This window comes from Paraburkholderia humisilvae, assembly GCF_902859855.1.
Taxonomy (GTDB): domain Bacteria; phylum Pseudomonadota; class Gammaproteobacteria; order Burkholderiales; family Burkholderiaceae; genus Paraburkholderia; species Paraburkholderia humisilvae.
This window is the reverse complement of the sequence record NZ_CADIKH010000020.1, coordinates 38,229-57,161: the sequence shown is the minus strand read 5'-3', so window position 1 is coordinate 57,161 and position 18,933 is coordinate 38,229. Positions and strand designations below refer to the sequence as shown.

The window sequence follows — 18,933 nt, the reverse complement described above, 5'->3', positions numbered from 1 at the left end:
GCTTCATCAAGCTTTGCGATCGGACCGATAGGCCCGTGGGGGAACGCGCGCGCTTGCAGCAGCGCCGGGGCCGGGCGCGCGGGTGAAACCGGCGCGGCCGCTGCGGGTTTCTGCCGGGTTGCTGCCTGATACCACCGAGGGGCGCCACGGTATGCGCGATCGACACTGGTTTGCCGCCCGCTTGCGCCGTTTTGTCCACTGAACCGATCGGAACCGGCGCCAGGTGTTGTCGGTTACCGTCATTTACAGCCTTGCGCGCAGCAGTGCGTTTACAATAGCCCTCGATCAACGACCGGCGGCCCGACCGGCGCGCTGCGGGCCCCGCCCAAACGGGCGCGGCCGTGCTGGCCGGGCACCGGTCGCACACGCTAAGGATCAATGGCAAAAGCTACCTATTCCGCGAGTGCGCAGGCATTGCCTCACCGGATGTCGCGCCTTTTCACCGAAATCCGCTGGATTCTGCAGGTCGCGCTCGGCGTTTTCCTGCTGATGGCTCTCGTCAGCTACAGCCGGCATGATCCCAGCTGGACGCATGCGGCGCAGGTCGATCACATCGCGAACTGGGCCGGCCGTGTCGGCGCCTGGACTTCCGACATCCTGCTGCTGCTGTTCGGCCTCTCCGCCTACTGGTGGGTCGTATTGATCGCGCGGCGCATTTCCGCGAACTATCGCCGCATCACCCGGCACGCGGAACTCGACGAAGACGCGCCGCGCGATCATACGTGGCTTGCCGAAGCGGGCGCGTTCGTGCTCGTGCTGCTGTCGAGCAACGGCCTCGAAGCCTTGCGCATGTGGTCGCTGAAGGTGCAGTTGCCGCGTGCGCCGGGCGGTGTGGTCGGCGAGGCGGTCGCACGCGCGGTGTCGCATGCGCTCGGCTTCACCGGCGGCACGCTCGCGCTGTTGCTCGCGCTCACAATCGGCCTGTCGCTGTATTTCCGCTTCTCGTGGCTGTCGGTGGCCGAGCGCGTCGGCGAGTCGATCATTTCGGCGGTGACCTTCGCGAGGCTGCGCCGCGAAGCGGTACGCGACCGCAAGGCCGGCGAAGCGGCCGCGGTCAAGCGCGAAGGCAAGGTTGAGCAGAGTCGCGTGAAGATCGAGGAGCACGAGCCGGTGACGATCGTGCCGCCGGTCATCACGCCGGAGAAGTCGGCGCGCGTCGAAAAGGAACGGCAGGTGCCGCTCTTCACCGATCTGCCCGGCGACTCGACGCTGCCGCCGATTGCGCTGCTCGATCAGGCATCCGCCACGCAGGAAACCATTTCTGCCGACACGCTCGAGTTCACGTCGCGCCTCATCGAAAAGAAACTGAAGGACTTCGGCGTCGACGTGAGCGTGGTCGCCGCGTATCCGGGGCCGGTCGTCACGCGCTACGAAATCGAGCCGGCGACGGGCGTGAAAGGCAGCCAGATCGTCAATCTCGGGAAGGACCTCGCGCGTTCGCTGTCGCTCGTGTCGATCCGCGTCGTCGAGACGATTCCGGGCAAGAACTTCATGGCGCTCGAATTGCCGAACCAGCGCCGGCAGACCGTGCGCCTCTCCGAAATTCTCGGCTCGACCGTCTACGCGGATGCCGCGTCGCCGCTCACGATGGGCCTCGGCAAGGACATCGGCGGCAATCCGGTGTGCGCGGATCTCGCGAAGATGCCGCACCTGCTGGTCGCCGGCACGACTGGCTCGGGCAAGTCGGTCGGGATCAATGCGATGATCCTGTCGCTGCTGTACAAGGCAAGCGCCGAGCAGGTCCGCATGATCCTGATCGACCCGAAGATGCTCGAAATGAGTGTCTACGAGGGCATTCCGCATCTGCTGTGTCCGGTGGTCACCGATATGCGCCAGGCGGGCCACGCGCTGAACTGGACCGTCGCCGAGATGGAGCGCCGCTACAAGCTGATGAGCAAGGTCGGCGTGCGCAATCTCGCCGGCTACAACAACAAGATCGACGACGCGGCGAAGCGTGAAGAGAAGATTCCGAATCCTTTCAGCCTGACGCCGGACGATCCGGAACCGCTGTCGCGGCTGCCGAATATCGTCGTCGTGATCGACGAACTGGCCGATCTGATGATGGTGGTCGGCAAGAAGGTCGAGGAGCTGATCGCGCGTATCGCGCAGAAGGCGCGCGCGGCCGGCATCCATCTGATTCTCGCGACCCAGCGGCCGTCGGTCGACGTGATTACCGGCCTGATCAAGGCCAATGTGCCGACACGGATGGCGTTCCAGGTGTCGTCGAAGATCGACTCGCGGACGATTCTCGACCAGCAGGGCGCCGAGTCGCTGCTCGGCATGGGCGACATGCTGTATCTGCCGCCGGGCAGTGGCCTGCCGGTTCGCGTGCACGGCGCGTTCGTGTCCGACGACGAGGTGCATCGCGTCGTCGACAAGCTGAAGGAGCAAGGCGAGCCGAACTACATCGAGGGCATTCTCGAAGGCGGCGCCGCCGGCGAAGGCGACGAAGGGTCGGCCGAAGGCGCGGGAACCGGAGCGGGCGGCGGCGAGTCGGACCCTCTTTACGATCAGGCGGTCGAGATCGTCGTCAAGAATCGCCGCGCGTCCATTTCATTGGTGCAGCGGCATTTGCGGATCGGCTACAACCGCGCGGCGCGGCTGCTCGAACAGATGGAGCAATCGGGCCTCGTGTCGGCGATGTCGTCGAACGGTAACCGTGAAATTCTCGTACCGGCGCGTGAGGCCGACTGATGTCCGGCTGACGTTCACTGATCGCCGGCCGCACGACCGTTCGGGCCGCGCTTCCTGTCTTATCCACGGAGAGATTTATGCAGCACTACGTCGGCGGGCGGAACGCCCGCTTTGATCATTTCCGAGATCGCGGCGGCCTGCTGTGCTTGCTGGGGCGCTGCGTGTGGGCGTCGGCTGGCGTGCGCTGGGTCGCGGCCTGCACGGCATTACTGGTCGCGTCTCAGGCGTTCGCCAGCGGCACCGATCAGCTGAAGCAGTTCGTCTCGCAGGTGCATTCGGCGCGCGGCGAGTTCGTGCAGACCGAGGTCCGCGCACCGAGCAACGCGCAGGGCGCGAGCGGCGCGCTGTCGACCCAGGCGCTGAAAGGCAATACCGTATCGAGCGGCACGTTCTCGTTCGCGCGGCCCGGCAAGTTCATCTGGCAGTACCAGAAGCCGTACGAGCAACTGCTGCAGGCCGACGGCGACAAGCTGTATGTGTACGACAAGGACCTGAATCAGGTCACGGTGCGTTCGCTTGGTGGTGCGCTGGGTGCGAGTCCGGCGGCGATCCTGTTCGGCAGCAATGATCTCGAACAGAACTTCACGCTGAAGGACGCGGGGGTGAAAGCCGGCATCGACTGGCTCGAACTGGTGCCGAAATCGAAAGACACGCAGTTCCAGCGCATCGGCATCGGCTTTCGCGACGGCAACCTCGAGGCGATGGAACTGCACGACGTGTTCGGTAACGTGACGCTGCTGAAGTTTTCGAATATCCAGAAGAATCCGCCACTGCCTGCGGATGCGTTCAAATTCACGGTGCCCAAGGGCGCTGATGTGATCAACGGCTAGCCGTTATTCAGCTTGACCTCGCCGCGCCGCGCGATGCGTGCGCGGCCTTCATATCGTCGATGAACGCGTCGACCACTTCAGTTCGATGTTGCCGCGTGCGCGCCACCATCTGAAACGCGACCCGATAGCGCATCCGCGCCGGGTTCAGCGCGGCGAGCATCCCCTCCTTCACAAACGGCTCGGCGAAGTGCCCCGGCAGAAAGCCGAGGTGATGGCCCGACAGCACGAGCATCGCGACGGCTTCCATATTGTCGGCGACGGCGGTCACGGGGTGCGGCAGCGCCGCCTCGGCCTCCGGCACCGGGTAGCTGCGTGAAGCCCACGGATATTGCGCGGCTTCGGCGGGGCTGATACGGCCTGCTCGAGTGAACAACGCGTGCCCCTTTGCGCAATAGGCGAACTGTTCTTCGGTAAACAGCTCGTGGTAGTCGAGCGACGGCACGCGGTGCCAGAAGTAGCCGATGCCCACCTGAATCCGGTCGCGCAGCAACAGCTCCTCGAGTTCACCCGGCGAGCGGACCAGAATCGCGAAGCGCACCGATTCGTCGCGCATGCGAAAGCGCGCGATCGCGTCGCTGATCCGCGCGCTCGCGGACGTCGGCGTGTGTCCGATCATGCCGATCGCGAGCGTGCCGACCAGTTTGCGCCCCACGCTGCGCGCCTGCGCGCCGAACGTATCGACTGCGGCAAGCAGCGTGCGCGCCGCGTCGACGAACTGCTCGCCGCGCGCGGTCAGGCTGAAGCCGCTGCGGCCGCGTTCGCAAAGCCGGTAGCCGAGGCGCGTTTCGAGCGTCGCGAGTTGCGCGCTGATCGTCGACTGACCGATGTTGAGCGTCGCTTGCGCCGACGACACGCCGCCCGCGTCGACGATCGCGAGGAATACGCGGATCAGGCGCAAATCGAGGTCGGTCAGTGCGGCTGGAGCAGATGGAGTCAGCATGGGACGCAATACATCGATGAATTACGATGTGAACGTTTTTGAGATTGCATTTTATCTTGGCAACGAACGCACAAGAATAGGCAATCTCCCGGTCGCTTTCTTCCACAGTGGGCTCAAGCGTGCCGGGTCCATTCCGTCGCTCTTCATGGGTGAACTACGATGAATCAATCATCCTTCATCTCCCCGGACCTGTCCTGCGAGCGCCCACAGCCGCTGTCGGGTAACGCGATGCCTCGTTGCGGCGGGATCGCGACGATGATGCGTTTGCCGAACGCCGGTTCTCCGCAGGGCCTCGACGCGTGCTTCGTCGGCGTGCCGTTCGATCTGGGCACGTCGAACCGTACTGGCGCGCGCTTCGGTCCGCGGCAGATCCGCAGCGAGTCGGTCCTGCTGCGGCCATACAACATGGCGACGCGCGCTGCGCCGTTCGATTCGCTGCGCGTAGCGGACCTCGGCGACGTCGCGATCAATCCGTACAACCTGCACGATTCCATTGCCCGCATCGAAACCGCTTACGACGAGATCCTCGCGCACGGCACGAAGCCGATCACGCTCGGCGGCGACCATACGATCGCGCTGCCGATCCTGCGCGCGATGCACCGACGGCACGGCAAGGTCGCGTTAATTCATGTCGATGCGCACGCTGACGTCAACGACACGATGATGGGCGAGAAGATCGCGCACGGCACGCCGTTCAGGCGCGCGGTGGAAGAGGGGCTGCTCGATTGCGAACGGGTCGTGCAGATCGGCTTGCGCGGCACTGGCTATGCGGCGGAGGACTTCGACTGGTGCCGCGACCAGGGGTTCGAAGTGGTGCAGGCCGAAGCGTGCTGGAACCAGTCGCTCGCGCCGCTGATGGCGCGTGTACGCGAACGGATCGGCGATGCGCCGGTGTACATCACGTTCGATATCGACGGAATCGACCCGGCTTTTGCGCCGGGCACGGGTACGCCGGAGATCGCCGGGCTGACGGTGCCGCAAGCGCTGGAGATTATCCGCGGGGCGCGCGGGCTGAATGTGGTCGGCGCGGATCTCGTTGAAGTGGCGCCACCGTACGACCCGTTCGGCACGACGGCGCTGCTCGGCGCGAACCTCGCATTCGAACTGCTGTGCGTGCTGCCAGGCGTCGAGTATCGGGCTGCGAGAGTGCGTTGACCGAGCAGAGACAGCTGTGTGCCTTGCGTGCAGCGACAGAGCGACTTCGCGCATCGGCAATGCGATGCGAATACCTTGCGTGATGCGCGAAGTTCCGGCGCAACAAAAAGGCAAAATTAATTCAGAGATATTTAATTTGACACTATTGCATTCGGCAATACTCAGATGTTTCACAGTGATTTTAAATTGTTTCACAATGGCTTTATCGGCCAATGCTACCGGTTAATCAACGGGTTGACACGCAATCGGCAAGCACCGCAAAAAGCGCGCCGCCGGCGTCGAATTCGCTTCGACAAAAACATAAAAAAATAAAAGTATTAGAAAGTTATACAGACCTTCACCTCTGCCATCTGGCCATTTAAACATACCATTACTGGGCACCTTGGGCAGGTGCATTTCAGACCCCTCTTATCTGCTGGCGCGCTCAATTGCGCGCCTTTTCGCGCCTGTTCCCTGCCGCGGGTATCTATCGGAAGAAAGAGATGAGCCGTTCCAATAGCCAGCATTACCACCAGCTCGATGCGTTACGCGGCGTCGCTGCGCTGATGGTCGTTATTAGTCATTTCGTCCTGATTGGACCGCTTGCATGGATTCCGCGATCGCCTATACGTGTCATTGCGCTCGGCCATGAAGCCGTTATTCTGTTTTTTATACTGAGCGGTTTTGTTCTGACATTGCAATTGCGCTCGAGTCGCGGCATTTCATATAAGGATTTCCTGATCAAGCGGATTTGTCGGATCTATTTGCCATTTCTGGTCGTGCTGGTCGCGACCTTCTGGATTGTTGACGCGGTGGACGTTAAGCCGATCAAATGGGCGGGCGAGTGGGCCGATGGGGTCTGGAGCGGTCCGTTCACGGGGACTGAAATCACCGACCATTTGTTGTTTATCGGGCGCTATAAGGCAGGCCAGATGATCCCGGTCATCTGGTCGCTCATTTACGAGCTGCGAATTTCGCTGGTGATGCCGCTGGTCGTCTATTGGGTCGCGCGGGTATCGGGACGTGTCGCGGTCAGTGTGGCCGTCGGCATTTCGCTGTTGTCGTTCGCTCTGGTATTGCTGGAAGGGGATGATCCGAACAGTGCGAATTTCAACGGCGATTGGGCGATGACGCTGCACTATCTCGGCATCTTCATCGTCGGCGCGGCGCTTGCCGTGCATCGCGCGACGTGGCGCCGTTGGCTGTTGAAGGAAGGCCGCACGCGCGTGGTGCTGGGCGCTTCGCTGGGGCTGTACTTCGTGTCGCGCTCGGTGCTGTCGCTGACGTCCGGCGCGGTCGGCCAGTTCCTGTTCGACTGGCTGGTGACCGCGGGGGCTGCGGGACTGATCTGCACATCGCTCGTGTCCGCGACCTTCGCGGCGGTGCTCGAAGCGCGGCCGATCGCGTTCCTCGGCCGGATTTCATACAGCCTGTACCTGACGCACACGATCGTGCTGTTGACGGTGCTTCACCTGATGCCCGCCGAAAACGCGATGTGGCGCACGATCCTGACTGCGGCCGCACTCGTTATTCCAGTGGCGACGCTGATGCACTATCTGGTCGAACGTCGCACGGTGATGCTCGGGCAGTTCCTGACGGCGCGTCGAACCACCGACGCGGCGTCGCGTGCGAATCAGACGTATTGAACGTGCACGGCAGCAGCGGCCAGTGGTGTCGTTTGCGTCAGCCAGCGCAGCAGCTGGCGCAGCAGCAGCCTGCGCCGCCGCCGACTGGTCGCGCGCTACGCGAACGCCTGCCGGCGTGTCGACACGAATGCGAAGTAGCACAACGCGCCGATCGCGAGCGCGGGCAGTGTCGCGCCCAGGTTCGGCAGCCACTGGTTGATCGCCTGATAGGCGGCGATGCCGATCGCCCATGCGATGAACGCGCTCACGTGCCAGCCCGCTGAGTAGCCGTAGCGGCCTTGCGGGTCGGCGAGCACCGTGGCATCGATGCGTCGCTTGCGGATGATGAAGTGATCGACCAGCACGACGCCAAAGAGCGGAGCGAACACCGAGCCGATCAGCAGCAGAAAGTTCTGGTACTTCGCCATCGGCACGACGACGGCGATCAGCGTGCACAGCGCGCCGAATGCCGCCGACAGCAGCGGCACGCTCGAGCGCGCCCAGAACGTACCGGTTGAGACCGCGGCTGAGTGAATGTCGGCGAACGCGTTGTCGATTTCGTCGATCAGCACCAGCAGCAGCGCAAGACCGCCGCCTGCCTGCGCGAGTGCGTTGGTGAGCAGCGCATCGCCGCCGCCCGCCGCGAGTCCGTAGATCGCGCCGAGCGCATAGAACCAGACGTTCGCAATGCCGTAGCCGAGCAGCGTGCCGCGGAACGTTTCGCCGGCGCGCCGCCCAAAACGGGTGTAGTCGGCGATCAGCGGCAGCCACGATAGCGGCATGGCGACCACCAGATCGATCGCAACACCCGCCGGCATTTCGCCGGTGCCGGGGCGATGCAGCAGCGCGCCGAAATCCTGCTTCGCGAGCACGGCCCACGTCAGCCAGCCCGCGCCCGCGAGCAGCAGCCAGATGCCCCATGTGCGCAGAAAGCGCCGCACGAACGACAGCGGGCCGCTGATCGCGAGCAACGTCGCCAGCACGCCGAAGAGCACGGTCCACACGAGCGGCATCGACACGCCGAATGCCTGTTTCGCGAGCGCGTTCGCGGAATCGCGCATCACGATCACTTCGAAGGACCCCCAGCCGACCAGCTGGATGACGTTGAGCACCGCGGGCACCGATGCGCCGCGTACACCGAGCGTCGGCCGCAGCGACGACATCGCCGCGAGCCCGGTATCGGTGCCGATCACGCCGGCGAGCGCGAGCAGCACCACGCCGAGCGCGGTGCCGATCACGATCACGATCAGCGCATGCGGCAGCGACAGGCCGGGTACGAGCAGCGCGCCGGCCTGCGCGACCAGCAGGCCAATGCCGAGCGAGAACCATAACGCGAACGCATCGCCGGTGCGAAATGCGCGGCGCGCGTCGGGGACGGGCGCAAGCGGCGCGTAGGTGGAGCCGATGTGTTCGGCAAGCGGGTCCTGGGTCATGGGATGTCTTCCTCTCTGTCTTCGTTGGTATCGTTGCGGCGCGATGCCGCATGGAATCGCCCGCCGTCGCCGGGATGCGGCGGCTGTCATAATGCGAGACCAGGGTGGCGAACTTGCTCAGTTTGCGCCGAAAAAGCCGAGATTATCCCAAACGCCATGTTCGAAGAAACCCGTGCCAATGTTCCGCTCGCCGAGCGTCTGCGGCCTCGCGCGATCGATGAAGTGATCGGCCAGAAGCATCTGCTTGGCCCGAACAAGCCGCTGCGCGTCGCGTTCGAGTCCGGCGAAGCGCATTCGATGATCCTTTGGGGGCCGCCCGGCGTCGGTAAGACAACGCTCGCGCGGCTGATGGCCGATGCGTTTCACGCGGAGTTCATCGCGCTCTCGGCGGTGCTGTCGGGTGTGAAGGACATTCGCGAAGCCGTCGAGACCGCGCAGGTGCACCGCGCGCATGGCCGGCAGACGCTGGTGTTCGTCGACGAAGTGCACCGCTTCAACAAGAGCCAGCAGGACGCGTTCTTGCCGCACGTCGAATCGGGCCTGTTCGTGTTCGTCGGCGCGACGACCGAGAATCCGTCGTTCGAGGTGAACAGTGCGCTGCTGTCGCGGGCCGCCGTGTATGTGCTGAAGAGCCTCGACGCGGACGAACTGCGCGAACTGCTCGAGCGTGCGCAGCACGAGCTGGGCGGCCTCACGTTCACCGATGAAGCGCGCGATGCGCTAATCGGTTCGGCCGACGGCGACGGCCGCAAGCTGCTGAACAATCTGGAGATCGTCGCGCGGGCCGCGGCACAGCAGAAGACCACCGAAATCGACGGCGCGCTGCTCGGCAGCGCGCTTGCGGAGAATCTGCGCCGCTTCGACAAGGGCGGCGATGCGTTCTACGACCAGATCAGCGCGTTGCACAAGTCGGTGCGCGGCAGCAATCCGGACGGCGCGTTGTACTGGTTCTGCCGGATGCTCGACGGAGGCGCCGATCCGCGTTATCTCGCGCGCCGTATCGTGCGCATGGCGTGGGAAGACATCGGCCTTGCCGACCCGCGCGCCGCGCGCATCGCGCTCGACGCCGCCGAAACCTACGAGCGCCTCGGTACGCCGGAGGGCGAGCTCGCACTCGCGCAGGCAATCATCTATTTGGCGATCGCGCCGAAATCGAACGCGGGCTACATGGCTTATAACGAGGCGCGCGCGTTTGTAGGCAAGGACCAGTCGCGCGTGGTGCCGATTCATTTGCGCAACGCGCCGACGCGGTTGATGAAGGAGCTGGGCTACGGCCACGAGTACCGCTATGCGCATGACGAACCGGATGCCTACGCGGCCGGTGAGACCTATCTGCCGGACGGGATGCGCGAGCCGCACTGGTATCGGCCGACGCCACGCGGGCTCGAGGGCAAGATCGGCGAGAAGCTTGCGCGCCTTGCCGAACTCGACGACGCGTGGCGCAGCGAGCATAAGCCGAAGAAAGGTTGAGCCTTGGCTGGCGCCGCTCGCGCTGCAGGCGGTGTCGGCGCACACCGGAGGTTCACGCCGGTGCGCTAAAATCGCAGCTTCACACAACGAACTTCCCCCTCGTCATGCTCGACATCCAGTTGCTGCGCAAAGATCTCGAAGGCGTTGCGAAACGCCTTGCCGACCGCGGCTATATCCTCGACGTCGCTGCGTTCTCCGCGCTCGAAGCGGAGCGCCGCGCGATCCAGACCCGCACCGAAGAGCTGCAGGCACGCCGCAATAGCTTGTCGAAGCAGATCGGCGCGATGAAAGGGCGTGGCGAGGACACGTCGGCGGTGATGGCCGAGGTGAGCGGGCTTGGTGACGAGATGAAGGCATCGGCGGTGCAGCTTGACGTGGTCCAGAGCCGCCTGTCGGACCTGATGCTCGGCGTGCCGAACCTGCCGCACGATAGCGTGCCGGTGGGCAACGACGAAACCGGCAATGTCGAGGTGCGCCGTTGGGGCACACCGCGCCAGTTCGACTTCGAAGTCAAAGACCATGTGGATGTCGGCACGCCGCTTGGCCTCGATTTCGAAACGGGCGCGAAGCTCGCGGGCGCGCGCTTCACGATGCTGCGTGGCCTGATTGCGCGGCTGCACCGTGGGCTCGCGCAGTTCATGATCGACACGCACACCCAGCAGCACGGGTACACGGAAATCTATACGCCGTACATCGTCAACCCGGAGATCCTGTACGGCACAGGCCAGCTGCCGAAGTTCGCCGACGATATGTTCCGCGTCGAAAAGGGCGGTGGCGAGAATACGGTCACGCAGTACCTGATCTCGACGTCGGAAATTTCGCTGACCAATACCGTGCGTGACAGCATCGTCGACGCGCGTGCGCTGCCGATCAGGCTGACTGCGCATTCGCCATGCTTCCGTTCGGAGGCGGGCTCATATGGTCGCGACACGCGCGGGATGATTCGCCAGCATCAATTCGACAAGGTCGAGATGGTGCAGATCGTTGCGCCGGAGACTTCGTATGACGCACTCGAACAGATGGTCGTCCATGCCGAGACGATTCTGCAGAAGCTCGAGTTGCCGTATCGCGTGATTACGCTCTGCACGGGCGATATGGGCTTTTCGGCGGCGAAGACTTACGACCTCGAGGTGTGGCTGCCTGCGCAGAACACCTATCGTGAAATCTCGAGCTGTTCGAATACCGAGGCGTTTCAGGCGCGCCGGATGCAGGCGCGGTTTCGCCATGCTCAAGGCAAAGCGGAACTCGTGCATACGTTAAACGGGTCGGGCCTCGCGGTGGGGCGCACGCTGGTTGCGGTGCTGGAGAACTTCCAGAATGCCGATGGTTCGGTGACGGTGCCGGCCGTGCTGCGACCTTATCTCGGCGGTGTCGAGCGCCTTGAGGTGCCGGCGGCAGGTTGATGCGGTCGGGGTGCTTGCGGCATTGGCTGCTGGTCGCGCGGCATCTTCAATGTGATCGCCCGCTGCGGTACAAAAAAGGCTTGGAAACCGAATTCAACTGTTCTATAATCTTCGCTTCGCCGAGCAGCGACCCGCTTGGCGAAGTGGTTCACATAGCACGTCGGTAGCAGTAGCAGGTCCGGTCAGGTACTTGCCTTGAAGCGCTGTGACGGCCGCTTCAAGCTTCTGCAGAATCCAAGGAAAGGTGGCAGAGAGGTCGAATGCGCCGGACTCGAAATCCGGTGTACGGTTATACCGTACCGTGGGTTCGAATCCCACCCTTTCCGCCAAGAAAGAAGATTCTTGCGCAAATTGCGCAGCTACTTCGCAGCCGATTTATTTTTTCGTAAAACGATGGTCAGACCATTCGGCTTTCACGAAAAAATGAGAGTAGGCTACGCACGAGTCTCAACACAAGAGCAAGAAACACGGGCACAACTCGACGCACTGACCAAAGCGGGCGTCGAGTTGGTGCACGAAGAAAAACGGTCGGGTGCCACGCTGCGCCGACCAGTCCTGGACAAACTCCTCCGAAACCTCAAACGCGGCGATACGCTCGTCGTGTACAAGCTTGACCGCATCGCGCGATCGCTAAAACATCTGCTCGGCATCATCGAACGCCTGCAAGAGCGCGGCGCTGACTTCGAGAGCCTGACCGAGCACATCGACACGAACACACCGGCGGGAAGGCTTATGCTCCAGATGCTTGGCGCGTTTGCTGAGTTCGAGCGGGAAATGATTCGTGAGCGGACCAAGAGCGGTATGCAGGCCGCGAAACGACGTGGGATACGTCTTGGCCGACCACGCAGCCTGGAGGCTGACGACGAAAGGCGGGCGGTTGCGCAATGGCGTACGGGACGCTACACGCTCACCGCGCTTGCACATGAATACGGCGTGCACCTGTCGAGTATCAAGCGGGCCGTGTATAGAGCGGACCAGTCAGCGCAGCCCCGGTTGCTTAACGACTAGGTGACTTCGTTCGCAGCCCTCTCCAGCACGCAGGCAAGAAAAACCGGCCTAGCAGGGAGGCGTGACAGCGCTCCGTCTCTCTGCCTGCGTTCCGCGCCTGTGCCGATACCCGCTACTCGGTCCGGGTGGCCGCGCTGAGCCGCGCGATAACCGCCCTGACTTTGCAGACACTCCCACGCCCTACCATCGCTGCGACCACGGCCCGGACACTCCTGACGCTAGACGTACCGCCCAACCGTTCCTACGTACGAGATTTAACGTTACGCTTCCGGTCGAGATAACTATTAAATGAACTCTCGTCCATGAAGGAGCGCATAACCGCCAGATCAGCCGCAATCACAAGCCGCTCAAAAGCGTCACGCCTGGAAATACCCACATCGGCAGCAAGCCGGTCGAGCGCAATACGCACCGTGTCATCCACGCTGAACGACAGCTTACGACTACCCAAACGCGCAACAACGGGCGGCTCGCGCAAAACATCCGTCACCGTTACAACACCTGATCCGACCTTCGGCACAACTGCCCCGGCCCCGGCGACCATCACAGCCTCTGGTTTCCTCGCCATCCCAGCCAGTTTTTCCCGCAACCGCTCGTTCTCCAGCACCAGTTCGTCGTAACCATCCGCCGCAGCCGGAATCTTTTTCGTTACGGTAACGGGATTGCCCGCGACCTTGCGCCGTGCCCGGTACGCCGCCTGCCGCTGTGCGTTCGTCAGCGCACCATCTTTACGCGGCCGCCCACGACCACGCTTTTCCGTTACGCCTGATAGCGGTAACGGGATTGTTTTCGTGTCTTCTGCCTGAATCACTGTGCGCCTCTTCCGCATGTTCAATACCTGTTATTTTACGTTACGAGTAACACAAAATCAACATATTTCGTTACGCATAACAAATAATAACTATTCCGGTACACGTAACGAAAAAACAAGCTCTCCAAATTCCGCGCCCTGATGCGGGTCGCATATTCGCCGCCCCGCCAGGCAACCAAATGCAGGCACTGCTAGAATCCCCCGCGCCAAATAACAGAAAGGCCAACATGGGCATACAGGATCGCGACTGGTACCGGGACGAACTGAATCGCAGGGAAGGCTACCGGCCGTCCAGGCACCAACCGGTTCACCCTGCACTCCGACACCTTCACACCGGACGGAGCACCCCGAAATTCGTAATTGCGCTCGCATGGGTCGGCGTGGGCGCGTTGCTGTACATCGCATTCACAGTCCTCCAGCACTACCACCGCTAGATTTTCTGCACCTGCAGCACGAGCACGATTTCGGTGTTGTCATTCGCGTTGTTATGCCCGTTCATCCACCTGGGCAGGAACGACACGCCCGACGTTGCACGCGTGTCGTGTGACTGGATCAGCCCACCAATCACCGCCACGTCGCCGTCCTGCATTGACGTGACGGTTTGCAGCTTGCGCGTGTTCTTCGTTGGCGACGTGTTGACCCCGGTCGTGGTGCGCACGAAGTCGGAAATCTCTTCATCAACCGTCAGGTCAATCGTGTCGCTCATCACCATCGGCGATACATCGAAGATCACGCCCGCGTCCTGATACACGACCGACTGCACCGGTGTTCCGCTCGTCCCCTGAAAGCTCACGTTGCCTTGCGTCGGCACCTCCTGCCCGACATTCAGCCGCGCCCGCTCGCCGGATAGCACGGTCACGTTTGGCCGCGTGAGCACCTTGAAACGGCTGTCCGAGTCCAGCGCCTGTATCGCCGCATCGATCGTGTTCGAGCCGCTTGATGCATGCAGCGAGACAACCGATTGCGCCGGATCAGCAAACCCGTTGCTGATGCCAAGGCCCACGCCGAGGATCTTCACGGCCAGCGAGAAGCCCGACTGAGCCTGCGTGGTATCACTGACCTCGTACACCCACGCACGCAGGTTGACCTTGCCGCGCGCGACGTCAATCACCGGCAACACCTTGCGCAGTGTCGCCACCTCATCGGCCGTGCCGACGAACACGAGCTGGTCCGAACTCTGATCGATCATCGCGGCGGCCGACTGCGGCGGTACGTCCTGCGACAGGTCGCCCTTGCCCTGCAGCGCTGCGCTGCCGCCCGCCGAAATGCCGCGCTGGGTCGTGAATCGTCCACCAACAAGCGGCTGCACCATCCGCATCAGGTAGTCAGCCTTGCGATAGTGCGGCACGTACACGAACGGTTCACGCACCTCTTTCGGGCGATCGGCATCGGGCTTTTTGCCGATGAAGTCGACACCATCCCGCACCGTCACCGCATAGCCCAGCGAGTCCAGAAACGACACGAGAAAGCCCCGCATATCACCATCGCCAGCCCGGTAGCGGAATGACACCTGCCGCTGATCCGCGAGCACATCCGGCCCGATCACGTGCGGCGTCTTCACCGCGTTTTCGTACACGAAGTCCACCACAAACGACACCGTAGCGAACCGCAGATCGAACGAATTGCCTTTCGAGCGCTGCACCATCGCTTGTACGGGCGTAACAGGCGACGCCGGCGCCACAGCATCCGGCGAGCTACCGAGCGCGGCCAGCGTCGGTAACGGCGGCACCGATGCCGGCTGCCTGTCAGCCAGCGCGAGTGCGGGCCACATCAGTACAAGCGCAAGCAGACGCCTGATGTTCATTTCGAATTACCCACAGGAACAGGAGAGGACGGCGCGATTGACGGCTTCGCCCCGGACCACGTTGTGACGCGCTGGCCATCGACACGCCCGGCGATCGCAGCGCCCAGACCGTTGAATGCACCGGGCGAATCCACCCGCATCCGTCCCGAGCCATCGACCAGCACGACATACTGCAAATCGCCCGACTCGACACGGCCCATCACACGCCACGTATCGGACACATCCGGAACCTTCGCCGCGGCTGAAGGTGCAGCGACACCCGACGCCCCACCCGGCCCCGCGGGAACGGCACCTGACGCCGATACAGATGCCGCAGCGTGTTTCGCCGGTTTTGCCGTGTGCGTGAAGAAGCGATACGCAAACCACAGGCCGCAACTGATCAGCACGACCACCGCCGCCGCCATAAACCACAGCTTGCGACTCATGAGCAGATTTTGCCGCGCATCCACCACGGCCTCCTGTCCTGCCCCACCGGCGTAGCTCTTGTAGAGCGGGAAAATCTCCGCCTTGTAGCTCTTGTAATAGGTCGCGACGCGCGTTTTCGCGTTCTGCTTCCAGCCGTCGTACTGCTCGACCCGATAGCGGTTCGGCGCACCCAGCGTCTTGAGCTTGTGCATCACGAACGTGAGTTCGAGCACCGGCTTAAGCATCCGGTGCAGATCGCCGACCGACTGCACCATCAGCACCACATCACACGCAAGGCCCGAGTCCTGATTGACGAAGTGACGGTGCATACGGAAGAACGCGACGTGCTCTTTCGAGAGCTTCTCGCCGGCGGCCCAGAGCTTCCACGCCTCATCGACCACCACCAGATCACCCGGTTCGACCAGCCCCGGTGTGACCGTCGCCCCGTCCGCGCTTTCGACTTCGACCGGGAAGAAGCCTTGCTCCGTAATGCGCTCGGTCGTCACATGCACGATGCCGCCGAGCTTCGACGCATCCAGCTTGCGATGCTCAACCAGATACGCATGCACGGCTTCTTCGCTGATGCCATCAACGTTGGTCACGACACGACGACCCGCCGCGATCGCTTCGAGCAGCGGCCCGGACACCACTTCATACGACTTGCCGGAACCCATGATTCCGCAGTACGCGTTGATCGACATACCCGCCTCAACCGATCAGCGGAATACGACGGATGATGAAGCGCGCACCATACGCCGCGATCACCAGCGGCACGCCGTAGCTGACCGAGCACAGATCGAGGAAGTACCACACCCCCGTACCCACCGCGCCAAACGCCTGCGACAGCGATGCAGCACTTGGCAGCATGCCTTGCCCTTGCAGATACGAGACCGACTCGGTGACGAAGAAATACAGCGCGAAATAGAACACGAACTTGACCAGCACCGAGCGGAACAGCCACGACAGCGCGGACCACGCAGCCGCCATCAGGATCGGAAACATGAATCACCTCACGCGGTAAGAACGATGAACACCGATGCCAGCAGGAACACCAGCGCGAACGCAGCGCTGATCGCAGTGCGGTTCTGTTCGAACAGCGTGCAGTGCTGGTCCATCGTGTAGCTGTTGCCGAAAATGGAGAACGTCGCAACCGGACACGTGCCCGTGTGTGCGGGAAGCTGGAACGACCTGAAGCCGGGCAGCATGTTGACGATCGGCCCAAGAATCATGTCAATGGTCGGCGTGCTCTCCAGCGTCGGTTCAGGTGTGCCCGGATTCGTGCCCCAATCGACCTCGCACGCAGGCTCACCCGGCGCACCACATTGACCGTCCTGCGGACTCGTGCCATCACCCGGTTCTGTGCCCGTATCGGTGCCCGGATTGACTCCGGGGGTAGGATCGGCCGAGCCGGGCGAGTTATTGATTGGCAATGCGCCAACCGAGCCACCCGAACCCGTCTGTCCCTGCGTACCGGAACCTGTCCCCGTGCCCACCGCATCCCCGACCGTTGGCGTATACGCAGGGTTGGCGGCCTGCCAGTCCGCCGCTTCCTGTGTAGTCACCGGGTTGCTGGGGTCATAGGCCACGCCGGCGTAACCTGGCAACTGCGAAGCCTGCTGCCACAGCGCGTTCACCACGTCAGCCGCCAGCTCGGGATTGACCGGTTGCGACTTCTCGGACTCAGGCAGATTCGCAACAGCCGTCTCATAGTCGGAGATGACTGGTGAACCGTCGCCGCCAGCCGGAGCGTCAACCAGATTCGGTGGAATGCCGAAACTTTTCTGGAACTTCAAACCATTGTTAATGGTGCTGCCATCGATCGGATTGATTCCATGCGTCGTGCAGTTGCCGTTGCCATCACAACTATCAAGGATGTACTGAACGACCTTCGCCGGATCAACCCCACTGCACACTACAGGTGCCCCGCTCTTGCCACCCGCCGCGAGTTCCGCATTCGCCGCTGCCGTATCTGTCAGGAAATCCTTCTCAAGCAGCTGGCCGCACTTTTCCGGCCACACGCGGGTATCACTAAAGTAGAAAAAAGACCCGTCAGGGGGCGCAACCGTCCCGGTGGTCGTTGCAGTGACGCTATTGCCCGAGCCAAACAGCCACTTCACCAGGTTGTCCAGGCCCAATGCAACAGCCGCGAAAACGACAGCGTTAATCACCGCGCCCGCGACGATACCGAGCCAGCCGCCCCCGAACGCCAACCGCCCGACAGCGACGCCTGCCGCGACCTGCTCTACGCCCTGCACGGTCCTGGTCACGGCCGGATCAGTTGGTGACATGCCCTTGACGCCAAGCTTCTTGTAGAGCAGACCTGACGTTTCAGTCTGGAACTTCCCGTAGGTGTAGTTCGTGGATGAATCGTTAACTGACGCGGTAATGCGCCCCTGCTCATCGAACGACAGCACCTGTCCCGCCTGCACCCGACCGGCAACCAGCAACGCGAGCAACAAGCAAACGCCCTTACGCTTGTCCATGCCTTACCCCTTGAACCCGGTCACACACGCCCATCCGCACACGATGCCCCACGCGAACATCGCCAGATACCAGCAGTCCGTTGACGCCATGACACCTATCCCCCGTATGTGAAAAGGGGAGCCACGCGGCTCCCCGGTTCAACAGCAGCCGCGCAGACTTACAGGCCGCGAACCGCACGCAATGCAAACTTCGCACCGCGCCATGCGACATACACACCGACCATCACGGTGGCCACGGCCATGATTGCCGTAATGACCGTGCTGAAGTCCACAGACGACGTGATTTGCGAGAAGTCCGGCGCAGTGCTCGTCTGCGCGTTTGCGGCAACAGCCACACCACCCGTGACAACAGCGGCACCCACACGAGCGCCGAGCTTCTTCAATGCCAACAGCTTCGCCTTCATACAACTCCCTTTAACAAGAAACCGGGAAACGCCCGGCAACGTTGGGCTCAACCGCGACGGATCAGGTCGAGCACCGCACCTACGCCCGCGCTCACCATCCAGACAGCGACAACCATGGAGAACGCCAGCGCAAAGAAACCTCCAGCCGTCACGTAGTCAAACGGCGCGCTTTCAGGGCTATCGACAAGCGCGAGGTGTGTTACTGCCACGGTCCCCGCTGTGCCATCACTCGCCGTACATGCAAGCGCGTTGCCGTTAGCCGTCACGACAGACGAACCGGACGCCGTTGACACACATACCGTTACATCGATACCCGTACTCATCGCGTCACCCGTGCACAGCGCCTGAAACGGCGCACCGAGAGCCAGTCGCTCACTGCTCGCGCCATCCATACGACGCCGGCGACGAGAACAACCGCTGTCAGCAGCGTGAGACACCCCGCAATCCGGTCCAGCGCGTCAAATGGACAACTCAGCATTTCGCCTCCACCTT

16 protein-coding genes and 1 tRNA gene are annotated in these 18,933 nt (G+C 62.6%); 8 read left to right on the top strand and 9 right to left on the bottom strand.

What is annotated here, in order from left to right; genetic code table 11:
* Nucleotides 1-378: 378 nt before the first annotated feature.
* Nucleotides 379-2,694 carry a DNA translocase FtsK gene (locus HV796_RS21475; protein WP_175228521.1) on the top strand — a complete coding sequence of 772 codons (2,316 nt, stop codon included), beginning with the start codon at nucleotides 379-381 and terminating at the stop codon, nucleotides 2,692-2,694.
* 77 nt (nucleotides 2,695-2,771) lie between these two features.
* Nucleotides 2,772-3,524 (top strand): outer membrane lipoprotein chaperone LolA, encoded by a 753-nt coding sequence (gene lolA / locus HV796_RS21470; protein WP_175228520.1) that lies wholly within the window; start codon nucleotides 2,772-2,774, stop codon nucleotides 3,522-3,524.
* A 7-nt stretch (nucleotides 3,525-3,531) separates the two neighbouring features.
* Here the strand turns inward: lolA and HV796_RS21465 are convergent, their stop codons facing one another.
* Nucleotides 3,532-4,464, bottom strand: coding sequence for a LysR family transcriptional regulator (locus HV796_RS21465; RefSeq protein WP_175228519.1), 933 nt, complete (start codon nucleotides 4,462-4,464; stop codon nucleotides 3,532-3,534).
* A 159-nt stretch (nucleotides 4,465-4,623) separates the two neighbouring features.
* On the opposite strand from HV796_RS21465, the gene speB reads away from it, so the two are divergent.
* Nucleotides 4,624-5,619, top strand: coding sequence for an agmatinase (speB, locus tag HV796_RS21460; RefSeq protein ID WP_175228518.1), 996 nt, complete (start codon nucleotides 4,624-4,626; stop codon nucleotides 5,617-5,619).
* A gap of 482 nt (nucleotides 5,620-6,101) precedes the next feature.
* On the top strand, nucleotides 6,102-7,244 hold the full coding sequence (locus HV796_RS21455; RefSeq protein WP_175228517.1) for an acyltransferase family protein: 1,143 nt from the start codon (nucleotides 6,102-6,104) through the stop codon (nucleotides 7,242-7,244).
* A gap of 95 nt (nucleotides 7,245-7,339) precedes the next feature.
* Here HV796_RS21455 and cytX read toward each other — a convergent pair whose 3' ends face one another.
* Nucleotides 7,340-8,656, bottom strand: a complete 1,317-nt coding sequence (cytX, locus tag HV796_RS21450) for a putative hydroxymethylpyrimidine transporter CytX (RefSeq protein WP_175228516.1) — start codon at nucleotides 8,654-8,656, stop codon at nucleotides 7,340-7,342.
* A 156-nt stretch (nucleotides 8,657-8,812) separates the two neighbouring features.
* Here cytX and HV796_RS21445 point away from each other — a divergent pair, with 156 nt between their 5' ends.
* The 4 genes from HV796_RS21445 (at nucleotide 8,813) to HV796_RS21430 (ending at nucleotide 12,537) form a co-directional block, all read left to right on the top strand.
* Nucleotides 8,813-10,126, top strand: a complete 1,314-nt coding sequence (locus HV796_RS21445) for a replication-associated recombination protein A (protein WP_175228515.1) — start codon at nucleotides 8,813-8,815, stop codon at nucleotides 10,124-10,126.
* A gap of 104 nt (nucleotides 10,127-10,230) precedes the next feature.
* Nucleotides 10,231-11,529, top strand: coding sequence for a serine--tRNA ligase (serS, locus tag HV796_RS21440; RefSeq protein WP_175228514.1), 1,299 nt, complete (start codon nucleotides 10,231-10,233; stop codon nucleotides 11,527-11,529).
* 238 nt (nucleotides 11,530-11,767) lie between these two features.
* Nucleotides 11,768-11,858, top strand: a tRNA-Ser gene (locus HV796_RS21435).
* Between the two features lie 94 nt (nucleotides 11,859-11,952).
* On the top strand, nucleotides 11,953-12,537 hold the full coding sequence (locus HV796_RS21430; RefSeq protein ID WP_175228596.1) for a recombinase family protein: 585 nt from the start codon (nucleotides 11,953-11,955) through the stop codon (nucleotides 12,535-12,537).
* Nucleotides 12,538-12,778: 241 nt separating this feature from the next.
* Here the strand turns inward: HV796_RS21430 and HV796_RS21425 are convergent, their stop codons facing one another.
* The 7 genes from HV796_RS21425 to HV796_RS21395 form a co-directional block, all read right to left on the bottom strand.
* Entirely contained in the window at nucleotides 12,779-13,345 is a 567-nt protein-coding gene (locus HV796_RS21425) for a hypothetical protein (protein ID WP_175228513.1), read from the bottom strand.
* A gap of 430 nt (nucleotides 13,346-13,775) precedes the next feature.
* Nucleotides 13,776-15,149: a type II secretion system protein GspD gene (locus tag HV796_RS21420; protein WP_246355970.1), complete on the bottom strand. Its 1,374-nt coding sequence runs from the start codon at nucleotides 15,147-15,149 to the stop codon at nucleotides 13,776-13,778.
* Entirely contained in the window at nucleotides 15,146-16,255 is a 1,110-nt protein-coding gene (locus HV796_RS21415) for a zonular occludens toxin domain-containing protein (protein WP_175228512.1), read from the bottom strand. Before HV796_RS21415 ends, HV796_RS21420 begins: the two co-directional genes overlap by 4 nt.
* Nucleotides 16,256-16,262: 7 nt before the next feature.
* Complete coding sequence (locus HV796_RS21410) at nucleotides 16,263-16,556, bottom strand: DUF2523 family protein (protein ID WP_175228511.1); 294 nt, start codon at nucleotides 16,554-16,556, stop codon at nucleotides 16,263-16,265.
* 8 nt (nucleotides 16,557-16,564) lie between these two features.
* Nucleotides 16,565-18,037, bottom strand: a complete 1,473-nt coding sequence (locus HV796_RS21405) for a hypothetical protein (protein ID WP_175228510.1) — start codon at nucleotides 18,035-18,037, stop codon at nucleotides 16,565-16,567.
* A gap of 158 nt (nucleotides 18,038-18,195) precedes the next feature.
* Nucleotides 18,196-18,441: a hypothetical protein gene (locus HV796_RS21400; RefSeq protein WP_175228509.1), complete on the bottom strand. Its 246-nt coding sequence runs from the start codon at nucleotides 18,439-18,441 to the stop codon at nucleotides 18,196-18,198.
* A gap of 47 nt (nucleotides 18,442-18,488) precedes the next feature.
* Nucleotides 18,489-18,650: a hypothetical protein gene (locus HV796_RS21395; RefSeq protein WP_175228508.1), complete on the bottom strand. Its 162-nt coding sequence runs from the start codon at nucleotides 18,648-18,650 to the stop codon at nucleotides 18,489-18,491.
* Nucleotides 18,651-18,933 lie beyond the last annotated feature (283 nt).